Origin of the sequence: Saccharothrix sp. 6-C (assembly GCF_016695385.1) — a bacterium.
GTDB lineage: Bacteria > Actinomycetota > Actinomycetes > Mycobacteriales > Pseudonocardiaceae > Actinosynnema > Actinosynnema texasense.
The window spans coordinates 6288372-6310042 of sequence record NZ_CP064192.1 but is presented as its reverse complement, the minus strand read 5'-3'; the positions used below and the strand labels follow the sequence as shown (position 1 = coordinate 6310042).

Below are 21671 nucleotides of genomic sequence, written 5' to 3'. Positions count from 1 at the left end.
AGGGGGAGCAAGTGGACAAGGTGAACGCAGTGCCGCGCCGTCGTCCCGGCGGCGCGGTCGAAGGCCGGATCCTCACCACGCCGGTGGGGCTGGCGTTCCCGCGCGACGTCACGTTCGAGTCGTGGGAGCAGGCGGGGCAGCGGATCTCCCGCATCGCCAGCTCGTCGGCGTGGTACCTGGGCGACTGGCTGGTCTTCGGCCAGGACAGGTACACCGACCGGTACCGCCGGGCGGTCGAGGCCGTGGGACTGGACTACCAGACGTTGCGCAACTACGCGTGGATCGCGCGCAAGTTCGAGCCGTCACGGCGGCGGCAGGGCCTGCCGTTCCAGCACCACGCCGAGGTCGCGGCGCTGCCGCCGGCCGAGCAGGACGAGTGGCTCGACCGGGCGCAGCGGGAGAGCTGGTCCCGCACGGCGCTGCGCCGGGCGCTGCGGGAGAGCCGCCACCCCGGTTCGAAGCCGGAGCGGGTGGTGATGCCGCGGGTCAACGCGGGCAGCGACGCGGTGGACCGGTGGCGGCGCGCCGCGATGGCCGCCAACGCCGACTTCGAGGCGTGGATCGTGACGGCCCTCGACCGCGCCGCCGACCAGGACCTCGAACTGGTCAGCGTGCCGCCGCCGGCGGAGCTGTCGGCGGAGCGGGAGTACGTCGGCCTGCCCGCTGTGCGGCCCGCGTCGTGATCCGCCGGTTGCCGGGGCGGTAGGGGCCGCCGGGGTGGTGCGGGCGCCGGGATCTGTGGCGCCCGCACCACCCGTCACAGCTCGCGGCGCACGTGCGTGCCGTCCCGGACGGTGCCGACGTACTCCTCGACCAGGTCCTCCAACGCCACCAGGCCCCGCACGACGCCGTCGGCCGACACGGCCTGCGCCAGGTGGCTCTGCGAGCGCCGCAGCGCCGCCACCGCGTCGTCCAGGGTCGCGTCCACCGGCACCCGGGGCAGGCCGCGCACCCGGCTCGGCGGCACCCGCGTGGCCGGGTCGGCGTGCGCCAGGTCCAGCACGTCCTTCACGTGCAGGTAGCCGATCAGCCGCTGGTCCTCGCGCACCGGGAACCGGGAGAAGCCGGTGGCCGACACGGCGGCCTCCACCTCCTCCATGGTCGGCCGCGACGGCACCGACGTGATCCGGTCCAACGGCACCAGCACGTCGGCCACGGTCCGCTCGGCCGACGACAGGGTCTGCGTCAGCCGCCGGTGCTCGGAGTCCTCCAGCAGGCCCTCCTGCCGCGACTGGCCGATCAGCAGGGCCAGCTCGTCGCGCGTGTAGGCCGACTCCAGCTCGTCCCTCGGCGTCACGCCGACGAGCTTCAGCACCGCCGTCGACACCACGGTGAACCCGCGCAGCAGCGGCGCGACCAGCCGGCAGAACCAGTAGTGCGCGGGCACCAGCAGCAGCGCGGTGCGCTCGGGACCGGCGATGGCCAGGTTCTTCGGCACCATCTCGCCCAGCACGGTGTGCAGCGCGACGACGATGATCAGCGCCAACGCGAACGCCACGCCGTGCCGCACCGCGTCCGGGACGCCGACGCCGTGGAACGGCGCCTCCAGCAGCGCCGCCACCGCCGGCTCGCCCAGCGCGCCCAGACCGAGCGAGCACAGCGTGATGCCGAGCTGCGCGCCCGCGATCAGCAGCGGCAGCTCGCGGCCCGCCTTGATCACCGTGCGGGCCCGGCCGCCGCCCTGCTCGGCCAACGCCTCCAGCCGGTCGCGGCGGGCGGTGATGATGGCGAACTCGGCGCCCACGAAGAACGCGTTGCCCGCCAGCAGCAGGAAGATCACCAGCACGATCACCGGGGCACCTCCGACCGGTCCGGTCCCGACGGGTCGAGCGCCGACGGGTCGGCCGCGGGGTCGACCCTGGCCACCCGCAGCTCGGCCACCCGGTGCCGGTCCATCTGCACCACGGTGATCCGCCAGTCGTCCACCCTGATCTCGTCACCCGCGTCGGGGATGCGGCCGAGCCGGGCCAGCACCAGGCCGGCCACGGTCTCGTAGTCGCCCTCGGGCATCCGGAACCCGGTCGCCTCGGCGACCTCGTCGTCGCGCAGCAGCCCGGACACCAGCCACGCCTCGCCGCCGAGCCGCCGCACCGGCGAGGTCTCCCGCCGGTCGTGCTCGTCGCGCACGTCGCCGACGATCTCCTCGACCAGGTCCTCCAACGTGACCAGGCCCGCCGTGCCGCCGTACTCGTCGACGACCAGCGCCGTCTGCAGGCCCGAGGCGCGCAGCCGGTCCAGCAGCGCGTCGCCCTCCAACGTGGCGGGCACCGTCTGCACCGGCCGGGTCAGCGCCGACACCGGCGTGGTCGCCCGCTGCGACCGGGGCACCCCGAACGCCTGCTTGACGTGCACGATGCCGCGCACCTCGTCCAGGTCGCCGGTGTAGACGGGGAAGCGGGAGAACCCCGTCTCCCGCGCCTTCGCCACCAGGTCCAGCACGGTCGCGTCCGAGCGCAGCGACTCGACCCGCACGCGCGGCGTCATCAGCTCCTCCGCCGTGCGGTCGCCGAAGCGCAGCGAGCGGTCCAGCAAGGTCGCCGTGCTCGGGTCGAGGGTGCCCTGCTCGGCGCTGGAGCGGATCAACGCGCCGAGCTCCTGCGGCGAGCGGGCCGACGCCAGCTCCTCCGCGGGTTCGACGCCGAGCCGCCGGACCAGCCAGTTCGCGGTGCCGTTGAGCAGGCTGATCAGCCACTTGAACACCGCCGAGAACCCGGCCTGCACGCCGGCGACGGCACGCGCGGTCTCCAGCGGCTTGGCGATGGCCAGGTTCTTCGGCACCAGCTCGCCGAACACCATCGACAGCGACGTGGCCAGCGCCAGCGCCAGCGTCAACGCGATCGGCGCGGCCGCGGCCGGGGGCACGCCGACGCCGGTCAGCGCGGGGGAGATCAGCTCGGCGATGGCGGGTTCGGCGATGTAGCCGGTGATCAGCGTGGTGATGGTGATCGCCAGCTGCGCGCCGGAGAGCTGGAACGACAGGGACCGGTGCGCCTTCTCCACGGTCCGGGCCTTGGCATCACCCACTTGGGCGACGTGTGCCTCGACCGTGCTGCGTTCCAGCGCGGTCAGGGAGAACTCGGCGGCGACCGCGATGAACGTGCCGATGGTGAGGACCACCACGGCGGCGAGGCCGAGCAGGCTGAACAGGATGGTCATCGGGCCCACCGGTGGTGGGCCGGGTGGGGCTGGCAGCCGGGTATCGGACCCGGCTCGGTACTGCAGCCCGGGGACTGCGCGTCGCGCACGGAAGAGATCACTCCTCGTGAGGGGTGGTCGAACGGTGTCCAGAATAGAGCGTAATCACCGGTCAGCGCAGTCCGATACCGCTGGGCGGTGACGTCGAGGCCCGCAGCACCACCTCGCCGGCCACCCGGACCGTGCGCGGGGACGCGACCACGTCGTCCAGCACCAGCCGCGCCGCGCGTTCGCCCATCTCCTCCAGCGGCAGCCGCACGGTGCTCAGCGCGGGCACCAGGTCGCGCAGGGTGGGGATGTCGTCGAACCCCGCCACCGAGACGTCCTCCGGCACCCGCAGGCCGTGCTCGCGCAAACCCGCCATCGCGCCCAGCGCCATCACGTCGTTCGCGGCGAACACGCAGGTCGCGCCGGTGCGCGCGGCGACCAGGTCGGCCACGGCCGCGTGCCCGCCGTCGCGGGTGAAGTCGCTGGCGATGACGTTCGCGTCGGGCAGCTCCAGCCCTTCGTCGGCCAGCCCGGCCTTGAACCCGGCCAGCCGGTCGCGCGCCACCACCAGGTCGGGCGGGCCGGCCAGCACGGCGAACCGACGGTGGCCGAGCGCGGCCAGCCGGCGGGCCAGCGCGCGGGCGCCGGAGCGGTTCGCGGGCACCACGGTGTCCGTGCCGAGCTTGGCCTGGGAGACGCACGCCACCCGGCCGCCCTGCGCGGTGAACGCGGTGATCTCCTCGGCGAGCAGCCGTGACGCCGACCGGTCGGTGGTGCGGCTGCCCGCGATCACCAGGGCGCGGGCGCGGTGCGCGCGCAGCGTGTTCACCAGCTCCACCTCGCGGCGCGGGTCGCGGCCCGTGGTGCCGAGCACCACGACCAGCCCCGCGTCCTCGGCGATCCTCGTCACACCGGCGGCGATGCTGGAGAAGTAGGGGTCGGCGATGTCGTGCACCACCAGGCCCACGAGCACGCTGGAGTTGCGGGCGAGCGCCTGCGCCGAGGCGTTGGGCAGGTAGCCGAGCCCGCGCGCGGTGCCGAGCACCCGTTCGCGCAGCTCCTCGCTGACCTGCCGGGTGCTGCCGTTGAGCACGCGTGACGCGGTGGCGAGGGACACGCCCGCGTGCTTCGCCACTTCCGCCAGCGTGACCTGCCGCGACGTCAACGCCGCCTCCTTCGCGTTCCTGGTCGGGCGAGACTAGCCGTTGCGGCGCACCGGCCGAAGGCGAAGTCACCGAGTGGGGCGGCTCGCGGGTGGCCGGCCGGAATCGTCGTCGAAGGCGGCGGTGAGCCCGGCGGCGATCAGGTCGGGCAGGTCGGGGCGCCCGTCCTCCCGCGCCCACCGCACCAGCGCGACGTGCAGGACGGCCAGGCAGGCGCCGGCCGCGGCCTGCGCGCGGAACTCCGCCTCCGGGTCCGGCGCGTCGCCGAGCACCGCGTCGACGAGCGACTTCCGCGTGGCGTACTGGCTGTCCAGGTGACGGGCGCGCAGCGCGGGCGTGTCGACCACCAGCCGGAGGCGGGCGAGGAGCAGGTCGTGCTCCGGCGACCGCGCGCCCCCGGCGGGGCCGAGGAGGGACCGGGTCGCGTCGACCAGGGCCCGCCCGATCCGGCGCACCGGGGGCTCGTCGGCCGGCCGGGCCGCGACCCGCTCCGCGAGCGAGTCGTCGCACCGGTCGTGCAGCACCAGGTCTTCCTTGGTCGGGAAGTGCCGGTAGACGGTCATCGGCGAGACGCCGGAGGCCCGTGCGACGTCGTTGACGGTCGTCGCGTCGTAGCCGCGCTCGACGAACAGCCGCATCGCCCACGACTGGACCAGGCGTCGGGTCTCCTCCCGCCGGCGTTCGCGCAAGTTCGGTCCTTCGTCATTCATGCGATAGAGACTAACTCTATGGTATTCACTATCATCAAGATAGTCGCTACCAGGTGGTCCGGGTGGTCCGATCGAAGCGGACGCCCCGGACCGGACGCCGGCGGCCCACCCGGAGGTTGACGTCCGCGAGGGGCCGACCGTAGCGTGTTGGAAAGCGCTTTCCACGAATGTGAGCGGGGTGTACGCATGGCGGTGCGCACGATCGGCGTCGCGTTGAACGGGGTCACCGGGCGGATGGGGTACCGGCAGCACCTCGTCCGGTCGATCCTGGCCCTCCGCGAGCGCGGCGGGATCCGGGTCGGTGACGACGTGCTGGTCCCCGAGCCGCTGCTGGTCGGCCGCAACCCCGCCAAGCTCAAGGAGATCGCCGAGCGGCACGACCTGCCGCGCTGGACCACCGACCTCGACGCGGCGCTCGGCGCCCCGGACGTGTCGGTCTACTTCGACGCGCAGGTGACGTCGGCGCACGTGTCGGCGCTGACCGCGGCGATCGACGCGGGCAAGCACGTCTACAGCGAGAAGCCGGTCGCGGCCACGCCCGAGGAGGTGCTGGGGCTGGCCCGGCACGCCGACGCGGCGGGCGTGAAGCACGGCGTGGTGGCCGACAAGCTCTACCTGCCGGGCATCCGCAAGCTCAAGCGCCTGCTGGACGGCGGCTTCTTCGGCCGGGTGCTGTCCGTGCGCGGCGAGTTCGGCTACTGGGTGTTCGAGGGCGACTGGCAGGCCGCGCAGCGCCCGTCGTGGAACTACCGCGCCGAGGACGGCGGCGGGATCGTGGTGGACATGTTCTGCCACTGGAGCTACCTGCTGGAAGGGCTGCTCGGCCCGGTGGAGGCGGTGACCGCGCGGGCCGTCACGCACGTGCCGACGAGGTGGGACGAGAACGGCGCGCCGTACGAGGCGACGGCCGACGACGCGGCGTACGCGATCTTCGAGCTGGCCGGCGGCGTGGTGGCGCAGGTGAACTCGTCGTGGGCGACCCGGGTGAACCGCGACGAGCTGGTCGAGTTCCAAGTGGACGGCACGCTGGGCAGCGCGGTCGCCGGGCTGCGCAACTGCAAGGTGCAGTCGCGGGCGATCACGCCCAAGCCGGTGTGGGACCCGGACGTGCCGTCGTCGATCGACTTCCGGTCGCTGTGGCAGGAAGTCCCGGACAACGAGGTGTTCGACAACGGGTTCATGGTGCAGTGGGAGGAGTTCCTGAAGCACGTCGCCCTGGGGACGCCGTACGCGCACGACTTCCACTCCGGGGTGCGCACGGTGCGGCTGGCCGCGCTGGGCCTGGAGTCCTCCCGCACCGGCCGTCGGATCGAGGTGCCGGCGTGACGTCGGTGAAGCTGCCCGGCCGGGACGGCGCGTTCCGCGAGCACCGGCTCGGCGCGCCGAAGGCGTGGGACACCGGTCCGTTCGACTCGCGGGTGGCGTTCGCGGCGGCGCACGTGGTGGCGGACCCGTTCGGCGGCAACGTCCCCGGCGCGCCCGCGCGGCTCGACTGGGACGCCACGCTGGCGTACCGGACGCGGCTGTGGGAGCACGGGTTCGGCGTCGCCGAGGCCATGGACACCGCGCAGCGCGGCATGGGCCTGGACTGGGACACCGCGCTGGAGCTGATCCGGCGCAGCGCGTCGATCGCGACCGGCAGGCTGGCGGCGGGCGTGGGCACCGACCACGACACCGCGGACCCGTTGACGGCCTACCGGGAGCAGTTGGCGGCCGTCGTGGAGGCGGGCGCGCAACCGATCCTGATGTGCAGCCGGAAGCTGGCCGCCACCGCGCGCGGGCCCGAGGACTACCAGGAGGTGTACGGGGCGCTGCTGGAGGAGGTCGACCGGCCGGTGATCCTGCACTGGCTCGGCACGGCCTTCGACCCGGCGCTGCGCGGCTACTGGGGCTCGGCGGACGTGCCCGCCGCGACCGGGCACTTCCTCGACCTCGTCAAGGCCTACCCGGACAAGGTCGACGGCGTGAAGGTGTCGCTGCTGGACGCCTCGCACGAGGTGGGGCTGCGGCGGTCGCTGCCGGCGGGCGTGCGGTGCTACACCGGCGACGACTTCAACTACCCGGAGCTGATCGCGGGCGACGAGCTCGGGCACAGCGACGCGTTGCTGGGCATCTTCGACGCCATCGCGCCGGCCGCGTCGACCGCGCTGCGCGCCTTGGCCGCGGGCGACCGCGCCCGGTACCACGAGGTGCTGGAGCCGACCGTGGCGTTGTCGCGGCACGTCTTCGGCGCGCCGACCTACCACTACAAGACCGGTGTGGTGTTCCTGGCCTGGCTCGGCGGGTTCCAGGACGCGTTCGGCATGGTCGGCGGCCTCCAGTCGGCCCGGGACGTGGTGCACCTCGGGGAGGCGTTGCGGCTGGCGGACCTCGCCGGGCTGCTGCCGGACCCGGACCTCGCCGCCCGGCGGTGGGGACGACTGCTGGACGTGCTGACGTGAAGCTCTCGTTGAACCAGGCCACGGTGAAGCGGGCGTCCGTGCCCGAGGTGGTCGACGTGTGCGTGCGCAACGGCATCCCGGGGATCGGGCTGTGGCGCGACCCGGTGGCCGAGCACGGGCTGGCCCGGACCGCGGCGCTGGTCGCGTCGGCCGGGCTGGAGGTCTCGTCGCTGTGCCGCGGCGGCTTCTTCACCGGCTCCGACCAGCGGTTGGACGACAACCGGCGGGCGATCGACGAGACCGCCGCGCTGGGCGCGCGGTGCCTGGTGCTGGTGCCCGGCGGCGTGCCCGACCGCGACCTCGTCGCGGCGCGGGGCCGGGTCGCGTCGGCGCTGGAGGTCCTGGCGCCGCACGCGGAGTCGGCCGGCGTGCGGTTGGCGGTGGAGGCGATGCACCCCGTGTTCTGCGCCGACCGGGGCGTGGTGTCGACGTTGGGGCAGGCGCTGGAGCTGGCCGCGCCGTACCCGCCCTCGGTGGTCGGGGTGGTCGTGGACGCCCTGCACGTGTGGTGGGACCCGGCGCTGGCGCACGACGTCCGGCGGGCCGGCCCGCGCATCCACTCCTACCAGGTGTGCGACTGGGTGACGCCGCTGCCCGCGGACGTGCTGCTGGGCCGCGGGCTGCCCGGTGACGGGCACATCGACCTGGTCGGGCTGACCTCGCTCGTCGCCGAGGCCGGGTACGACGGGTTCGTGGAGGTCGAGGTGTTCAACGAGGAGGTGTGGGCGCGGCCGTTCGACGCGGTCGCGGCGGACCTCGTGCGGCGGCACGCGACGGGCTGGGAGCCGGTCGTGGACGGCGGCCACGACCGACTCCCCGTCACCCCTTAACGGGGCAGCTCGCGACCCGCGGCGAGCAGTCTGAGGGTGCTGATCGACGGCGTCAGCGCGTAGAGCGCGCCGGTGGTCCGCACGAAGCCGCCGCCGATCACGGCGTCGACCCCGGTGGGCGCGCCGCGCTCGCCCGGCGCGAAGTCCGGGTTGAGCGCCCACGTCCGCTGGACGTACTCGAACTGCTCGGCCAACGACGTGCAGTGGGCCACGAACACCAGGCCGCGCTCGTGGTCGTCGGCCGACCCGGTCGCGGCGGGGCCGAACGGGATGCCCCGGCGCAGCACCCGGTGCTCCCGGGGCGTCCGGTGCGTGAACGACCTCGGGTTCGTCTTGCGGATGTGGGCCGGGCAGGGCGTCGCCGTGCCCGCCGGGTCGTCGGCGTAGTCGAAGTCGTTGTGCCGCACCGGGTCCTCGGGGTGACCGCCGTCGGGGTGGCCGGGGCGCGCGGCCAGGGGGCGGCCGTCCGGGCGCCTGCCGATCAGCTCCGGTCCCCGGCCGTGCCGCTCCACGGCGTCGCGCCAGCCGTCCACGTCCTGGGTGAGGCGGCGGACCACCTGGATCGAGCCGTCCGTCAGCCACGCGGCGGCGTGCGGGCGGGGCGACTCGGCCGGGTGACCGAACACGAACTCGCCCGCGTTCACCAGCAGCGTCCCCGGCCGGCCGGCGCGGTGGCCCGGCCGGTCGCGGTCCTCGTGGTGGAAACCGCGCACGCCGGGCTGCGAGATGCCGTCCTTGTAACCGAAGTGCTCGCGCCCGCGCCGGTCACCCGGGAGCGTGGCGGCGTGCTGCTCGTGGACCGTCGTGACGCCGAGCAGGGTGTCGAGCACGTCCAGGTCGCGCGCGGTCCCCGCCAGGCGGTCCGGGTCGTCGGACGCGACCGTGACCACGGCGTCCACCCGCTGGTCCGCGCGGCCGAACAGCCAGTGGGCGGGCGCCGAGTCGCCGGTGTCGCCGTTGGCCCGCGCCGCTCGTTCGGCGGTGTGCGGGAAGTGCTCCCGCAGGTCCTCCCGGGTCGCGTCGGGGTTGACGCTCAGGTCGATCAGGCACTCGGGCGTGAGGGACACGTTCGCCCAGGTGGCCCTCAGTCCGGCGGGGTCGCCGCCGGACGTCGTGCGCCCGAAGGAGAACAGCTCGTTGAAGTCCTCCACGTCGGAGGTCGCGTCGAGGTGCCCGAGCATGGCGGCGAGCCACGTGCGCCCGAGCCGGTCGTCGGTGAAGCGGACGAACCGGAACAGCTGGTGGTCCTTGTTGAACGCGGCCAGGACGTTGCCCTGGATGTCGTGGGACCGGCGCAGCGGAGGAGGCACTTCCCGCCGTGGCGCGCGGTGGTGCAGCAGGTCGGTCATCGTTCACCCCCTGCTTACAGGAGGCGCGCGTCGCGCTCCGGATACAACCGGGAACGGATTGTCAACGTGCCGCCGGCCGACGACCGGTCACGGGCGCCGCGGCGCTGCCGCGCGCGTGCCGATCACGGACCGGACCGGCGTCGGCGCCCGGTACAGCTCGCCGCCCGCCGTCCTGGTGTTGGGGCGGCCCTTGCCGGTGTCGATCAGCTCGCGCAGGCTGGTCCCGACGTAGAAGCCCCACGACTTCGAGCAGAGGTCGAAGCACTCGTACTCGGGCACCAGGCCGACGTGGGTGAAGTGGAGCTGGGCGCCGTCGGCCGTGGGGGAGATGGCGAAGACCAGCTCCGTGCCGGTCCACTCGGTGCGGTCCTGGGTGAAGCTGAAGTAGTTGTCCAGCACCCGCCACACGACCTTCTCGCCGGGCACGACCTCGGTCAGCTCGACGGTGCAGCGGTGGTTGTCGAAGTAGTGGTAGGTGAACCGGTCGCCGACCCGGGTGGTGCCGCCGTCGATGTGCTCGGACCACCACCCCCTCGTGTCCACCACGGCGGCGAACACCTCGTCCGGTGTCCGGTGCGTCGAGATGGTGGTGCTGAAGTCCTGGCCGTCCATGGTCTCTCCCGGGTGCGCGTGGTGGTGGGCGGTGGTCACGACGGGCGTCAAGGGGGTCCTTCCCGGCCGACGGGCGGGGGCTGGTCGGCGTGGACCGCACGGGAACCCGGGCGTGTCGCCATGGTCGCACCGGACCACGTCGAGGTGCAACCCGTAAGTTGCGCTACAAGGCCCGAAGTGTTGGAGGTGATCTAAGTCACTTTAGGTTTACCGGCGCTATACCCACCGTGAGCAGCAATAATGGGGGGTAACGCCGGGGCTGATTGCGAAGAGAATTCGGATACACGGGGACGTTTGCCCCCGTCGGACTTCGTGGTCAGCGAAAGGGTGAGCGCAGTGCGTGCAACCGTAGTGCACCATCAAGGCGGTCCCGAGCAGTTAACCTTCGGCGAGTGGGCGACCCCGGCGCCCGGTCCCGGCGAGGTGCTCATCGACGTGGCCGCGGCCGGCGTCAACTTCCACGACATCGACCAGCGGATCGGGTTGTTCCCCCGCGACCTCCCGTACGTCCCCGGCCTGGAGTGCTCCGGGACCGTGGCGGCCGTCGGAGCCGGTGTCACCGGTGTCGCCGTCGGCGACCTCGTCGCCAGCCTCGTCTTCGGCCCGACCGGCTCCTACGCCGAGCAGGTCGTGGTCTCCGTCGACAGCGTCGTGCCGGTGATCGACGGCGTCAGCGCCGAGCAGGCCGCCGCCGTGCTCCTGCAGGGCTTGAGCGCCCACTACCTCACCGGGTCGTGCTACCCGGTGAGCCCCGGCGAGACCGTGCTCGTCCACGCGGCGGCCGGCGGCCTGGGCCGGCTGCTCACCCAGGTGGCCCGGCTCCGGGGCGCGCGGGTCATCGGCACCGTGTCCACCGCCGAGAAGGAAGAGGTCGCCCGGGCGGCGGGCGCCCACGAGGTGATCCGGTACACGGAGGTCGACTTCGCCGCCGCGGCCAGGGAGCTGACCGGCGGCAAGGGCGTGGACGTCATCTACGACGGCGTCGGCCACGACACCATCGACGGCGACCTCGCCGCCCTGCGCTCGCGCGGCACCATCGTGCTGTACGGGCAGACCAGCGGTCCCATCACGTCCATCGACATGAGGGCGGGCAAGCCGGGCTCCCCTCGCCTGGTCATGCCGATGATCCCGGACTACATCGCCACCCGCGAGGAGCTGATGGGCCGGGCGGACGACCTGTTCGCCTGGGTGCGCGACGGCGCCATCACCGTCCACATCGGACAGAAGTACCCGCTGGCCGAGGCCAGCGTCGCGCACGCCGACCTGGAGAAGCGCGCCTCGACGGGCAAGCTGCTGCTGATCCCCTGAGCGAGGAGCCGCCGACCGCCGTGTCGCCGCCGGTGCGGCGGGACGGCGGGCGGTCGCACGGCGTGCCCGCCCGCCGCCGGATCACCCGGCTGAGTGGCGCGCGCGGTTCTGACAGGTGTTTCCCGCGCTGTTGTGGGGATTTTCGCTCTACGGTCACGGCCAAGCGGTCGTCGCCGCGAGAGGATCCGCCCCATGACCACGTCAGCCGGTATCCCGGTGGTGTCCTCCGCCCGCGTCCAGGTCGGCGCGGCGACCTCCCGAGGGCCGAGCCGCCCGCTCAACGCCGATGCCCACGCCCACCACGCGTACCGCGACACGTTCGCGGCGGCGGTGGTGGACGGCACCGGCTCGACCCCCGAGGTCGTGGACTTCGCCCACGTCGCCGCGTCCGTCGCCGCCCGCGTGGCCGCCCGGGGCACGCCCGTGCTCGGCGTCGTCGCCGCCTCGGCCCCCTACGCCGACCACGACGACGACGACAGCCCCGAGCCCAACGGCGCGATCGTCGTGGCGTCGGTGCGGTCGGGCGGCTACTGGCGCATCGCCCACGCCGGCGACAGCTCCGCCTACGGCCTCAAGGACGACGGCACCCTGCGCCGCTTCACGACCCCGCACACCCTCGGCGAGGAGATGCGCGGCCAAGGCGCGACCGACGCCGAAGCCGCCGCGCACGACCACAAGCTGCGGCACAACCTGGGCCGGGTCCCGCTCTACGGCGTCGAGGGCTTCGAGGCGGTCGCCCGGTTGCTGGTCCTCGCCTCCGACGGTCTCAAGCTGCCGCACGAGGAGTTCCGCGGGCTGCTCCTCGACCACGGCGACGACCCGCAGCGGTGCGCCGAGGAACTGGTCGCCGCGGCCCGCGCGCACGGCAGCCGTGACGACGTCACGGCCCTGGTCATCCCCCACCCCGACCGCCCTGCGACCGCTCATGGCACGGACGAGAGGAACAACCATGTCGAACGCCGACCAGAAGAACCCGCCGGACCCGCAGAACCCGCCGCCGGACGAGAGCCCGACGCAGACCCTGCCCAAGGTGCCGTCGAAGTAGTCGCTTGACGAGCCGGGTGGCGCGCACGCGCCACCCGGCCCCTACCGGAGCCACACCAGGTGGGCCCGCCGCGTCCCGGCCGACCGCGAACTGATCTCGAACAGGACGCGCGCGCTCTCCGGGCTCTGGGAGCTGAGGTGGAAGCCGCCTTCCACGGCGCTGACCTCGGCCCGGTCCTCGAAGGCGACGCCGTAGCCCGCCACCCGGACGCTCTCCCGGTCACCCTGCTCCTCCACGATCGCGAACAGCCTCGGTGCTTCTTCCCGCGCGACTTCCTGCACCAGCACGGCGAACTCCTGCTCGGTCATGTCGCTCCTCCCGCCCCACCGGTCCAGGTGGTGGTGATTACGCTGCGTCGTCGATACGGTGACTGCCCGCAAGGCTGCCGACCTCCGACGTGGAACGCAAAAAACGCAGAGAGGGGCCTTGCGTTCGCCGTGCAGCACCGAGGAGGACGGACATCGTGGCCGCGAAGAGGAGCACGCCGACCATCAGGTTGCGCAGGTTGGCCGGGCAGCTCAGGAGGCTCCGCGACGGCACCGGCCTGCGCCGCGAGGACGTGGAGGAGCGGACCGGCCTGCACTCCACCACCCTCTACCGCATCGAGACCGCCCGTGCCCGCCCGCAGTACCGGACCTTGGACATGCTGCTCAAGCTGTACGAGATCCCGACCGACGAGCAGCTCCGCCTGAAGGCGCTGTACAAGCAGTCGGCGGGGGAGGGCTGGATCCAGCCCTGGCACGAGAGCCTGCGCGAGGAGTACACGACCTACATCAGCTTCGAACGAGATGCGCACGGCCTCCGCCACTACTCGGCCATGTTCATCCCCGGCTTGCTCCAGACCGAGGACTACACCCGCGCGGTGGTCCGCGGGATCTCGTACGCGGCCACTCCCGAACAGGTCGAGGACCGGGTGCGCACCCGGATGGAGCGACAGGCGGTCCTGACCAAGGACCGGCCGATCAAGCTGTGGGCGATCCTCGACGAGGCCGCGCTGCACCACGAGGTCGGGGGCCGGGACGTCATGCGGGCGCAACTCGACCGCTTGGTGGAAGCGGCCACCGCCCCGAACGTGACGATCCAGGTCGTCCCGTTCAGCGCGGGCGCGCACCCCGGGATGCCGGGCGAGTTCATCGTCATGGACTTCGAAGATCCGCTGGACCACGACTTGGTCCACGTGGACAGCCAGGCAGGCGAGATATTCTTGGAATCGGACGCCGACATCACGCGCTTCCGGTCTGATTTCGACCACCTGGTAGCGGTGGCCAAGAGCCCTGACGACTCGGCCGCGCTGATCGCCGAGATCGCCGCGCGTTAGCAACGAAGGAGGTTCCGGCGACTGTGAAGCACGAGGATCGGTCGGCCTGGCGCAAGAGCAGCCACAGCGGGGAAGGTCCGTCCTGCGTCGAAGTAGCGCCGGTGGGCGAGGGAGTCGCCACCCGTGACTCGAAGAACCCAGCCGGCCCGACGCTGTCGTTCCCGGCAGGGGAGTGGCGGAAGTTCCTGGCCGGGCTCAAGAACTCCTGACCGCGCGACGGAGCCCGCCCCCGTGCTCGTGGGGCGGGCTCCGTCGCGCGTGCGTCAGCCGCCGTTGACCGGGCGGTACTGCGGGGTGCGGTAGGTGCGCGGGGTGTTCGCGGTGATGCGGAGGACCGAGTCGTACAGCGTGCGGCCCAGGGCGGCGCGGGCGCGCAGTGCCGGGTGGGTGGCCCCGTAGTTCTCCTCGTTCACCGCCTGGTTGCCGCTGTACTGGCCGGACGCGAACAGCGCGTAGGTGATGATCGGCTTGCCGTTCACATCGAACACGATGCCCGCCTCGTTGCGGCCGTCGGCCTCCCAACCCGCCTTCGTCGCCACGTTCAGCCGCTCCGCCGAGGTCAGGTTGAGCCGGATCCCGTCGGTGAACGACGTCAACGACCGCAGCACCGTGAACAGGTGCTGGGTCGACGCCGCCGACAGCAGCTCGCCCGCCGCGAGCCTGCGCAGCATCGTGAACGTCTCGCGCGCCGTGGTGGTGCCGAGGTAGAACCGGTTCGGGTTGGCCACCGGGACGACCTGCGTGTGCACGAAGCCCTTGGCGCGCAGGATCTCGTTCAGCTCCAGCGCGGGCACGACCAGGCCGCACAGGCGCACCGCGGTGTTGTCCGACACCGTGAGCAGGTTGGCCAGGGCGTGGCCCACGGTCACCGAGCTCGGATAGCCGCCGTCGAGGTGGAAGATGCCGTCGGTGTCCCGGATGACGATGTCCGAGGTGACCTCGACCCGCTGGTCCAGCGTGATCAGGCCCCGGTCGACCTTGTCCAGCACGGCCAGCGCGACAGCGACCTTGTTCACGCTGTAGGCCTCGACCACGCGGTCCGCCTCGGCCTCGACGGCCGGCTTCACCACGCCGTCCGGGTCGGCGACGCCGATGTAGGACGACCACGTGCCCCGCGCCCGCGCCGTCTCCCACGCGTACTTCAGCGAGATCTTGCGGCGCGCCTGCTCGGCCGTCGTCGGGATCACCGCGTCCCACTCCGCCTCGGTCGTCTGGGCCTGCGCGGTCCCGGCGGTCGAACCGAGGACGGCGCTCGCCGCCGCCGCCGAGCCCAGCCCCAGCGCGAACCTGCGGTTGATGTTCATGTGCCCCCAATCAGTGGATGTTCCCGTAAGACGCCGCAGGCCGCTGTTTTGTTGCTCCGATCCGGTGAATCGGAGCTGACCAGCGGTAACCTGCACCCCATGGGAGCAGGAGTATTCCTGGTGACGGGGGCCGGCCGGGGCATCGGCGCGGCGACCGCCCGCCTGGCGGCCGAGGCCGGGTACCGACTGGTCCTCACGGCCCGTGACGCGGACGCGGTGGCGGAGCTCGCCGCGCAGCTCGGCGGACCCGACCGGGTGTGGGCGGCCTCGTGCGACGTGCGGGTGTACGAGCAGCTCGCGGCCCTGATGGGGCGCGTCGAGGAGGAGTGGGGCAGCCTCGACGTGGTGTTCGCCAACGCGGGCGCGAGCGTCACGACCTCGTTCACCACGACCGGCGGCGCGCCGCCCGCCGAGTGGAGCGACATGGTGCTGACGAACGTGTGCGGCCCCGCGTTCACCGCGCGGGCGGCGATGCCCGCGTTGATGCGCCACGCCGGCCACCTGGTGCTGACCGGGTCGGCGGCCGGGCGCGGGGTGCGGCCGGGGAACCTCTACTCGGCCACCAAGTGGGCGGTGACGGGGCTCGCGCAGGCGATCCGGGCCGAGTGCGTCGGCACGGGCGTCCGCGTCACGCTGGTGCAACCCGGCCTGACCGACACCGGCGGCATCCCCGCGTCGCGGGCGGCCGACCCCAAGCTCGACCCGCGGGACGTGGCCCGTGCCGTGCTGTACGCGGTGAGCCAGCCGCCGACCGTGGACGTCAACGAGATCCTGATCCGCCCGGCGGGCCAGGACGCCCACCGGTGATGCCGGAGCCGACCTCGCGCAACGCCGCGAGGACCTCCGGCGAGGCGTCGAGCGTGTAGGGAGCGCCCAGCAGCAGCAGGTCCGCGGCCACGTGCGCGATGTCGTCCGCGCCCAACCGCACCCGGCACGTCCGGTCGTCGACCGGTTCCACCCGGCCCGGCAACGCCACCACCAGCCGTGACCGGACCACCGACGCCGGCGCGTCGACCACGGCCGTGCACGTGTGCCGGTACGGCGCGGTGGTCAGCGAACGGGCCACGTACGCGGCCGGGCCCTCGGGCGGCTCCCGCGGCGTGAAGCGGCGACCCGTGGCGCGGGGCGCGACCATCCGGTCCACCCGGAACGTACGCCAGTCCTCCCGCTCCGGGTCGAAGGCCAGCAGGTACCAGCGCCGGTAGGCCGTCACCAGGCTGCGCGGCTCCACCCGCCGCTCCCGGCCCCGGTGCGTGAACGCGACCACCTCGTGGTCCCGGCACGCCGACGCCAGCACGCCCAGCGCCGCCGGGTCGGACACCGGGCCGTCCACCGCCATGACCGCGATCGCGTCCCGCACCGCCGCGACCCGCTGCCGCAGCCGCGACGGCAGCACCTGCTCCAGCTTCGCCAACGCCCTGGTGGACGACTCCTCGATGCCGTGCACGCCCGCCGCCGTGCGCAGACCCACGGCCACAGCCACCGCCTCGTCGTCGTCCAGCAGCAACGGCGGCAGGTTGCGGCCCGACGCGAGCCGGTACCCGCCCGCCGTGCCCGTCGTGCCGTCGACCGGGTAGCCCAGCTCCCGCAGCCGCTCGACGTCGCGGCGCACCGTCCGGTCCGTGACACCCAGCCGTTCGGCCAGCTCCGGCCCCGTCCAGTCACGCCTGCCCTGCATCAGCGACAGCAGGCGCAACATCCTCCCCGGCATCGTCATCACGGACATCCTATGTCCTAAAGGCCTCCTAGCGTGGTGGCCATGACGACCTACGTGCTCATTCCCGGCGCCTGCCACGGCGGCTGGTACTACGACCCGATCTCCGAACGGCTGCGCGCCGAGGGCCACGAGGTGCACGCGGTCACGTTGAGCACCGGACGGGTGAACCTGGACGACCACGTGGCCGAGGTGCTCGACCTGTTCGAGCGGCACGACCTGCGGGACGCCGTGCTCGTCGGGCACAGCTACGGCGGCATGGTGACCACCGTCGTCGCCGACCGCGCGCCGGACCGGGTCGCGACGCTCGTGTACGTGGACGCGTTCGTGCCGCGTGACGGCGAGTCGGCGTACGACATCGTGCACGGCGACTGGCGCAAGTGGTACGTCGAAGGGGCGGCGGGGGACGGGTTCGCCACGGCCCCGCTGCCGATCTTCGACGAGCGCGCGACGCACCACCCGTTGGCCACCCTGCTGCAACGGGCGTCGATCACCGGCGCCGTCGACCAGGTCACCGACCGCCGGTACCTGTTCATGGCCGAGTTCCCGGACAGCCCGCTGGCCACCACCCACGAACGGCTCCGCGACGACCCGACCTGGCACGTCGAGGCGTGGCCCGCCGGGCACAACGTGCTGCGCGACGCGCCGGAGCGGTTCCTGTCCGCGTTGAAGTCCGCAAGCCGGGATAACAGTGTGATCGATCGCACGCCCTAGCGTGGACGGATGAAGGTCCACGACATGCTCGTTGAAGAGCGGCGGCGGATGGCGGACCTCCTCGACGGGCTGGACGCGGGCCAACTGGCCACGCCCAGCCTGTCCGCGGGGTGGACCGTGCACGACGTCGGCGCGCACCTGACCACCTACCTCAGGTTCGGCCAGCTCAAGATCTACTGGGGCATCGTGTCCATGGCCGCCGACTTCGACCGGCTCAACCGGGAGCTGACCGCCAAGGCCGCCCGGCTGCCGACCTCGGAGCTCACCGCCCGGCTGCGCCGGTGGTCGACGTCGAGGACCACCATCCCGCGTTCGGGTTACGACCCCGTGCTGACCGACATCGTGCTGCACGACTACGACATCCGCGTGCCGCTGGGCATCGGGCGGGACGTGCCGGAGGACCGGCTGTGGGTGGCGTTCCAGCACCTGGCCGCCAAACCGTCGCCGGGTTACGCGCTGGGGTCCCGGTTGGCGGGACTGCGGCTGGAGGCCGTGGACACCGGCTGGGCGTCGGGCGCGGGCGCGGTGGTGCGGGGTGACGCCGAGTCGTTGGTGCTGGCGATGAGCGGCCGTGCGGTGGGGCTGGACGCGTTGACGGGTGACGGGCTGCCGCTGCTGCGCGAACGCGTCACCGCCCCGCCGCCCCGCGGCACGGTGGAGCGGCTGAAGGCCGTGGTCAAGGTCGTCGTCGACCCACCACCCCCGAACCGCCGCTCCCGCAACGCCTCCACCAACCCCTAACCGCGAGAGTCCAACCCTCACAGCGCGAGAGTCCAACGCTCAGAGCGCGAGAGTCCAACGCTCACGGCGCGAGAGTCCGACGTTCAGGACCCCTGAATTCAACACTCGGCAGACCGGTCGGTATGCCCGAGCGTTGAACTCAGGGTGTCTGAGCGTTGGACTCTCGCGTTCCGAGCGTTGGACTCTCGCGCCGTGGACGTTGGACTCTCGGAGTGGGCGGTGGCGGGGTTCGTGGGAACCCCGCCACCGGTCATGCGGAGGTCCGTGCGCCGGACCGTCCGTGCTGCGAGGTCACCCCGCGGTGCAGGGGTTCCCGTTCACCCGGAAGTCGGTCGGCGGAGTCGTCGAGCCCGACCCGGAGGAGTTGAAGCCGATGCCCGTCGACGCGCCGGGCGCCAGCGTGCGGTTCCACGACAGGTTCGTCGCGGACGCCGCCTGGCCCGACTGGGCCCACGTCGCCGACCAGCCCTGCGTGATCTTCTGGTTGCCCGGCATGGTGAACTCGAGCTTCCAGCCGTTCCACGCCTGGGCGCTGGTGTTCGTCACGGTGACGTTCACCGACATGCCGGTCGACCACGAGGACGCCTGCCAGGTCACCTTGCAGTAGCCCGCCACCACGTCCGGCTTGGTCCGCACGCTCGCCTGCGGCGACATGGCCGAACGCAGGTTCGCGCCGTTCTTCGCCACCACGGTGAAGCTGTACGCCGTGTCGGGCCGCAGCCCGGTCAGCGTCGCCGACGGCGAGGTGACCGTGGCGACCACGCGCAGCGCGTCGCCCTCGACGGAGATGACGTCGTACTCCTTGACGCCGCTCTCCGCGTCGGTGGACGCCGTCCACGTCAGCTTCGCGCCCGTCGTGGTGATGTCCGACGCCACCGGGGTGCCCGGCGTCGACGGCGCGGTGGTGTCGACCGGCGGGGCGGTCGTGACCTTCTCGGCCGCCCAGTTGGCGATCCACGCGAGCGCGGAGTTCCAGTTGACCGTGACCTCGTTGACCGAGTACGCCTCGATGTGGTCCACGAAGCACTTCTGGGCCTTGCAGCCGGTGAGCAGGCGCGCGGCGATCGGGTCCTGCAGCGCGCTGTTCGGGCCACCGGAGAGCGCGCCCGCGGGCGCGTTCGGCAGCGTCGGGTCGAGCTGGTTCGCCCAGTGCCGGTGGTGCACGTTCTTGACCGCCTGGTCGCCGTAGCCCGAGACGTACGAGTACGACATCGGGTTGCGGCCGAGCAGGTAGTTCAGGCCCTGGAACACGCCCGCGCGGTACTTGGCCGCGCCGGTGAAGTCGTGCGCCAGCGCGAGCACCGAGATGTTGTTCGCGACCAGGCCGTTGGAGCCCCAGTCGTAGCCCTCGGTCGGGCGGTACGGCGCGGGGTAGGCCTGACCGGCCATCTGGGTGAGGAGCGAGTCCGCCACGCCGGTGAACGCCGACTTGATCGCCGCGACGTCCGCGGCCGGCAGGCCGTTGGGCACGAGCGCCAGCGTGATGTCGCCCAGCGGGCCGGTGGAGCCCCAGTCGAAGCCGCGCGTGGTCAGGCTCTTGCCCTTGTAGTGCGTCGACGACGTGAGGTCGGTCCGGTAGGTGGACTCGCCGGTGGTGGCGAACATCTCCGCCGCCGCCCAGTAGAACTCGTCGGTCAGGGTGGCGTCGCTGTAGGAGCCGCCGCCGGTGCCGTCGTTCGGGTCGGCGATCTTGTTCGGGTTCGCCTTCGCCGCCGCGTACGCCTTGGTGGCCGCCGCGAGCGCCTTCGCCGAGAACGTCGGGTCGATCGTCTTCCAGATGCGGGCCGCCTGGGCCGCCACCGCGGCCGTGTTCAGCGTCGCGGCCGTGCTGGTCGCGGACAGCCGGCGGGCCTGCGGGTCCTGGTGGGGCAGCAGGGGCAGCCCGGTCCAGTTCTGGTCGTGGATCTTGTGGTGCACCATGCCGTCGGGCGCCTGCATCTTCAGCAGGAACTCGACCTCCCAGCGGGCCTCGTCCAGGATGTCCGGGACGCCGTTGGCCTTCTCCGGGATGTTCAGCTTGCCGTCGCCCAGCGCGGCGGCGTCGCCGATCAGCTTCGCGCGCTCGTAGGTGTTGAGCACCTGCCACGCCGAGATGCCGCCGTTGACGACGTACTTGCCGTGGTCGCCCGCGTCGTACCAGCCGCCGCGCACGTCGAGCGTGTAGCCGCAGGTGATGGTCGCGAGGCAGGGGACGTTGTTGTCACCCTGGTTCGGCGCGACGTTGAGGTGGCCGGCGGGGCGCGCGTACTGCTCGCCCACGTACTGCGCCTCGATCGGGATGCCGCTGCGGTTGTGGTAGAAGTACGCCAGCGAGTCGTAGCGCAGCTTCTTGACCTGGTCCGTCGCGATGTCGAACGGGAAGCTCGTCTCGGTGCCGACGGTCAGCGTGTAGCCGGTGCCCGCGGTGTCGTACGACGAGAAGTCGATCAGGTGCGTGGAGTCGCCCGACTCGGGGTCCACGGAGCCCTTGGGCACGGTCTGACCGGTCGCCACGGTCGTGCCGGCCGAGTTCTTCAGCGCCCACGTCTGCGCGGTCAGCGCGTCCGAGGTCAGCGTGGCCTGCTTGGGCAGGCCGGGCACGTAGGCGACCTGGTTGACGTTGATCTTCTTCGGCGGGTTGGCCGGGTCGCCGCCCGGCGGCTTCACGCCGCCGACGAGGGAGACGTTGTCCACGCAGACCGTCGTGTCGGCCGCCTGCGCGCCGAGGTGGAAGGTGACCTGCCCGGGCCCCGCGTCCGGGAAGTCCAGCTCCGAGGTGAACGTGAAGGTGAAGTGCTGCTTCGTCGTGGTCAGCGCGACGTCGTGCTTCGCGATCTGCCGGTACGGGCTGACACCCTCACCGGCCACCGCCGCCGCCGGCCTGGCGACCGAGGCGTAGGCGTCGAAGGACATCGTGTAGGACTGGCCCGCCTCGAACGGCACGCCGTTCTGGCCGATCAGGGAGTCCCACGGGTTGACCGTGCCGCCGGTGACCGTGGCGCACAGCTCGCCGTTCGTGACGCGGTTCGACACGCCCGCGCTGGCCCACCACGGGTCGGCGGAGCCGGCGCTGAACGAGCCGTTGACGAGCCTCTCGTAGTCGGCCGCGTAGGCCGTTCCGGACGCTAGCGCGCCGCTGACCGCCACTAGTGCGAGGGCTGCGGTGGCCTGGCGGCGCCACCGGGGAGAAGGAAGCGATCTCATGGACTTGGGTCTCCTCCGTCTGCTCTGACGGTTGACGACGCTTCTGGGAGCGCTCC

General features: G+C 72.6%; 21 protein-coding genes. 11 read left to right on the top strand and 10 right to left on the bottom strand.

The genetic code is table 11. The annotated features are described in order from the left end of the window. The first annotated feature begins 20 nt into the window (after window positions 1-20). Complete coding sequence (locus IOD16_RS26415) at window positions 21-683, top strand: LmbU family transcriptional regulator (RefSeq protein WP_281277825.1); 663 nt, start codon at window positions 21-23, stop codon at window positions 681-683. A gap of 74 nt (window positions 684-757) precedes the next feature. On the opposite strand, the gene IOD16_RS26410 is transcribed toward IOD16_RS26415, so the two are convergent. The 4 genes from IOD16_RS26410 to IOD16_RS26395 all read right to left on the bottom strand — a co-directional run bounded on the left by IOD16_RS26410 (window position 758) and on the right by IOD16_RS26395 (window position 5056). Next, the gene (locus IOD16_RS26410; protein ID WP_201436550.1) at window positions 758-1792 is read right to left on the bottom strand and encodes a hemolysin family protein; all 1035 of its coding nucleotides are present in this window, start codon (window positions 1790-1792) and stop codon (window positions 758-760) included. After that, window positions 1789-3156 (bottom strand): hemolysin family protein, encoded by a 1368-nt coding sequence (locus IOD16_RS26405; RefSeq protein WP_201436549.1) that lies wholly within the window; start codon window positions 3154-3156, stop codon window positions 1789-1791. Before IOD16_RS26405 ends, IOD16_RS26410 begins: the two co-directional genes overlap by 4 nt. Window positions 3157-3307: 151 nt before the next feature. Beyond that, window positions 3308-4348: a LacI family DNA-binding transcriptional regulator gene (locus tag IOD16_RS26400; RefSeq protein ID WP_123746425.1), complete on the bottom strand. Its 1041-nt coding sequence runs from the start codon at window positions 4346-4348 to the stop codon at window positions 3308-3310. A gap of 66 nt (window positions 4349-4414) precedes the next feature. After that, window positions 4415-5056, bottom strand: coding sequence for a TetR/AcrR family transcriptional regulator (locus IOD16_RS26395; protein ID WP_236594397.1), 642 nt, complete (start codon window positions 5054-5056; stop codon window positions 4415-4417). 186 nt (window positions 5057-5242) lie between these two features. Between IOD16_RS26395 and IOD16_RS26390 the strand changes: the two genes are divergently transcribed. The 3 genes from IOD16_RS26390 to IOD16_RS26380 are packed head-to-tail and all read left to right on the top strand — an operon-like array spanning window position 5243 to window position 8327. Then, a complete protein-coding gene (locus tag IOD16_RS26390) occupies window positions 5243-6382 on the top strand; it encodes a Gfo/Idh/MocA family protein (protein WP_201436548.1) in 1140 nt (379 codons plus the stop codon). Further along, window positions 6379-7497 (top strand): dihydrodipicolinate synthase family protein, encoded by a 1119-nt coding sequence (locus IOD16_RS26385; RefSeq protein ID WP_201436547.1) that lies wholly within the window; start codon window positions 6379-6381, stop codon window positions 7495-7497. The genes IOD16_RS26390 and IOD16_RS26385 overlap by 4 nt, the downstream gene beginning before the upstream one ends. After that, a complete protein-coding gene (locus tag IOD16_RS26380) occupies window positions 7494-8327 on the top strand; it encodes a sugar phosphate isomerase/epimerase family protein (protein WP_236594396.1) in 834 nt (277 codons plus the stop codon). The genes IOD16_RS26385 and IOD16_RS26380 overlap by 4 nt, the downstream gene beginning before the upstream one ends. On the opposite strand, the gene IOD16_RS26375 is transcribed toward IOD16_RS26380, so the two are convergent. Next, the gene (locus IOD16_RS26375; RefSeq protein WP_201436546.1) at window positions 8324-9676 is read right to left on the bottom strand and encodes a Dyp-type peroxidase; all 1353 of its coding nucleotides are present in this window, start codon (window positions 9674-9676) and stop codon (window positions 8324-8326) included. The two genes, IOD16_RS26380 and IOD16_RS26375, sit on opposite strands and share 4 nt — an antisense overlap. A gap of 87 nt (window positions 9677-9763) precedes the next feature. Beyond that, complete coding sequence (locus tag IOD16_RS26370; RefSeq protein ID WP_236594395.1) at window positions 9764-10339, bottom strand: SRPBCC family protein; 576 nt, start codon at window positions 10337-10339, stop codon at window positions 9764-9766. Between the two features lie 285 nt (window positions 10340-10624). On the opposite strand from IOD16_RS26370, the gene IOD16_RS26365 reads away from it, so the two are divergent. Together IOD16_RS26365 and IOD16_RS26360 are read left to right on the top strand one after the other, a co-directional pair. After that, the gene (locus tag IOD16_RS26365; protein WP_123746430.1) at window positions 10625-11596 is read left to right on the top strand and encodes a quinone oxidoreductase family protein; all 972 of its coding nucleotides are present in this window, start codon (window positions 10625-10627) and stop codon (window positions 11594-11596) included. 192 nt (window positions 11597-11788) lie between these two features. Beyond that, complete coding sequence (locus IOD16_RS26360; protein WP_201436544.1) at window positions 11789-12649, top strand: PP2C family protein-serine/threonine phosphatase; 861 nt, start codon at window positions 11789-11791, stop codon at window positions 12647-12649. A gap of 33 nt (window positions 12650-12682) precedes the next feature. Here IOD16_RS26360 and IOD16_RS26355 read toward each other — a convergent pair whose 3' ends face one another. Further along, a complete protein-coding gene (locus IOD16_RS26355) occupies window positions 12683-12949 on the bottom strand; it encodes a hypothetical protein (RefSeq protein ID WP_123746432.1) in 267 nt (88 codons plus the stop codon). A gap of 155 nt (window positions 12950-13104) precedes the next feature. On the opposite strand from IOD16_RS26355, the gene IOD16_RS26350 reads away from it, so the two are divergent. Together IOD16_RS26350 and IOD16_RS26345 are read left to right on the top strand one after the other, a co-directional pair. Then, entirely contained in the window at window positions 13105-13959 is an 855-nt protein-coding gene (locus IOD16_RS26350) for a helix-turn-helix domain-containing protein (RefSeq protein ID WP_201436543.1), read from the top strand. 23 nt (window positions 13960-13982) lie between these two features. Next, complete coding sequence (locus IOD16_RS26345; RefSeq protein WP_201436542.1) at window positions 13983-14168, top strand: DUF397 domain-containing protein; 186 nt, start codon at window positions 13983-13985, stop codon at window positions 14166-14168. Window positions 14169-14222: 54 nt separating this feature from the next. On the opposite strand, the gene IOD16_RS26340 is transcribed toward IOD16_RS26345, so the two are convergent. Further along, a complete protein-coding gene (locus tag IOD16_RS26340) occupies window positions 14223-15263 on the bottom strand; it encodes a serine hydrolase (protein ID WP_123746435.1) in 1041 nt (346 codons plus the stop codon). A gap of 99 nt (window positions 15264-15362) precedes the next feature. Here IOD16_RS26340 and IOD16_RS26335 point away from each other — a divergent pair, with 99 nt between their 5' ends. Further along, window positions 15363-16070 (top strand): SDR family oxidoreductase, encoded by a 708-nt coding sequence (locus tag IOD16_RS26335; RefSeq protein ID WP_201436541.1) that lies wholly within the window; start codon window positions 15363-15365, stop codon window positions 16068-16070. Here the strand turns inward: IOD16_RS26335 and IOD16_RS26330 are convergent. Then, window positions 16024-16980 (bottom strand): helix-turn-helix transcriptional regulator, encoded by a 957-nt coding sequence (locus IOD16_RS26330; protein ID WP_170185278.1) that lies wholly within the window; start codon window positions 16978-16980, stop codon window positions 16024-16026. The genes IOD16_RS26335 and IOD16_RS26330 overlap by 47 nt on opposite strands. A 42-nt stretch (window positions 16981-17022) precedes the next feature. On the opposite strand from IOD16_RS26330, the gene IOD16_RS26325 reads away from it, so the two are divergent. Beyond that, entirely contained in the window at window positions 17023-17691 is a 669-nt protein-coding gene (locus tag IOD16_RS26325; protein ID WP_123746438.1) for an alpha/beta fold hydrolase, read from the top strand. Window positions 17692-17700: 9 nt separating this feature from the next. Next, window positions 17701-18432 (top strand): maleylpyruvate isomerase family mycothiol-dependent enzyme, encoded by a 732-nt coding sequence (locus tag IOD16_RS26320; RefSeq protein ID WP_201436540.1) that lies wholly within the window; start codon window positions 17701-17703, stop codon window positions 18430-18432. Between the two features lie 291 nt (window positions 18433-18723). Here IOD16_RS26320 and IOD16_RS26315 read toward each other — a convergent pair whose 3' ends face one another. Further along, window positions 18724-21615: a glycoside hydrolase family 9 protein gene (locus IOD16_RS26315; protein ID WP_201436539.1), complete on the bottom strand. Its 2892-nt coding sequence runs from the start codon at window positions 21613-21615 to the stop codon at window positions 18724-18726. Between the last annotated feature and the right edge of the window lie 56 nt (window positions 21616-21671).

What these genes read in the sequence shown, in the direction of transcription:
- IOD16_RS26355 (WP_123746432.1), bottom strand. Translation starts at nt 12,949, where the DNA reads ATGACCGAGCAGGAGTTCGCCGTGCTGGTGCAGGAAGTCGCGCGGGAA.
- IOD16_RS26360 (WP_201436544.1), top strand. Translation starts at nt 11,789, where the DNA reads ATGACCACGTCAGCCGGTATCCCGGTGGTGTCCTCCGCCCGCGTCCAG.
- IOD16_RS26325 (WP_123746438.1), top strand. Translation starts at nt 17,023, where the DNA reads ATGACGACCTACGTGCTCATTCCCGGCGCCTGCCACGGCGGCTGGTAC.
- IOD16_RS26375 (WP_201436546.1), bottom strand. Translation starts at nt 9,676, where the DNA reads ATGACCGACCTGCTGCACCACCGCGCGCCACGGCGGGAAGTGCCTCCT.
- IOD16_RS26405 (WP_201436549.1), bottom strand. Translation starts at nt 3,156, where the DNA reads ATGACCATCCTGTTCAGCCTGCTCGGCCTCGCCGCCGTGGTGGTCCTC.
- IOD16_RS26320 (WP_201436540.1), top strand. Translation starts at nt 17,701, where the DNA reads ATGAAGGTCCACGACATGCTCGTTGAAGAGCGGCGGCGGATGGCGGAC.
- IOD16_RS26315 (WP_201436539.1), bottom strand. Translation starts at nt 21,615, where the DNA reads ATGAGATCGCTTCCTTCTCCCCGGTGGCGCCGCCAGGCCACCGCAGCC.
- IOD16_RS26390 (WP_201436548.1), top strand. Translation starts at nt 5,243, where the DNA reads ATGGCGGTGCGCACGATCGGCGTCGCGTTGAACGGGGTCACCGGGCGG.
- IOD16_RS26335 (WP_201436541.1), top strand. Translation starts at nt 15,363, where the DNA reads ATGGGAGCAGGAGTATTCCTGGTGACGGGGGCCGGCCGGGGCATCGGC.
- IOD16_RS26395 (WP_236594397.1), bottom strand. Translation starts at nt 5,056, where the DNA reads ATGAATGACGAAGGACCGAACTTGCGCGAACGCCGGCGGGAGGAGACC.
- IOD16_RS26330 (WP_170185278.1), bottom strand. Translation starts at nt 16,980, where the DNA reads ATGACGATGCCGGGGAGGATGTTGCGCCTGCTGTCGCTGATGCAGGGC.
- IOD16_RS26340 (WP_123746435.1), bottom strand. Translation starts at nt 15,263, where the DNA reads ATGAACATCAACCGCAGGTTCGCGCTGGGGCTGGGCTCGGCGGCGGCG.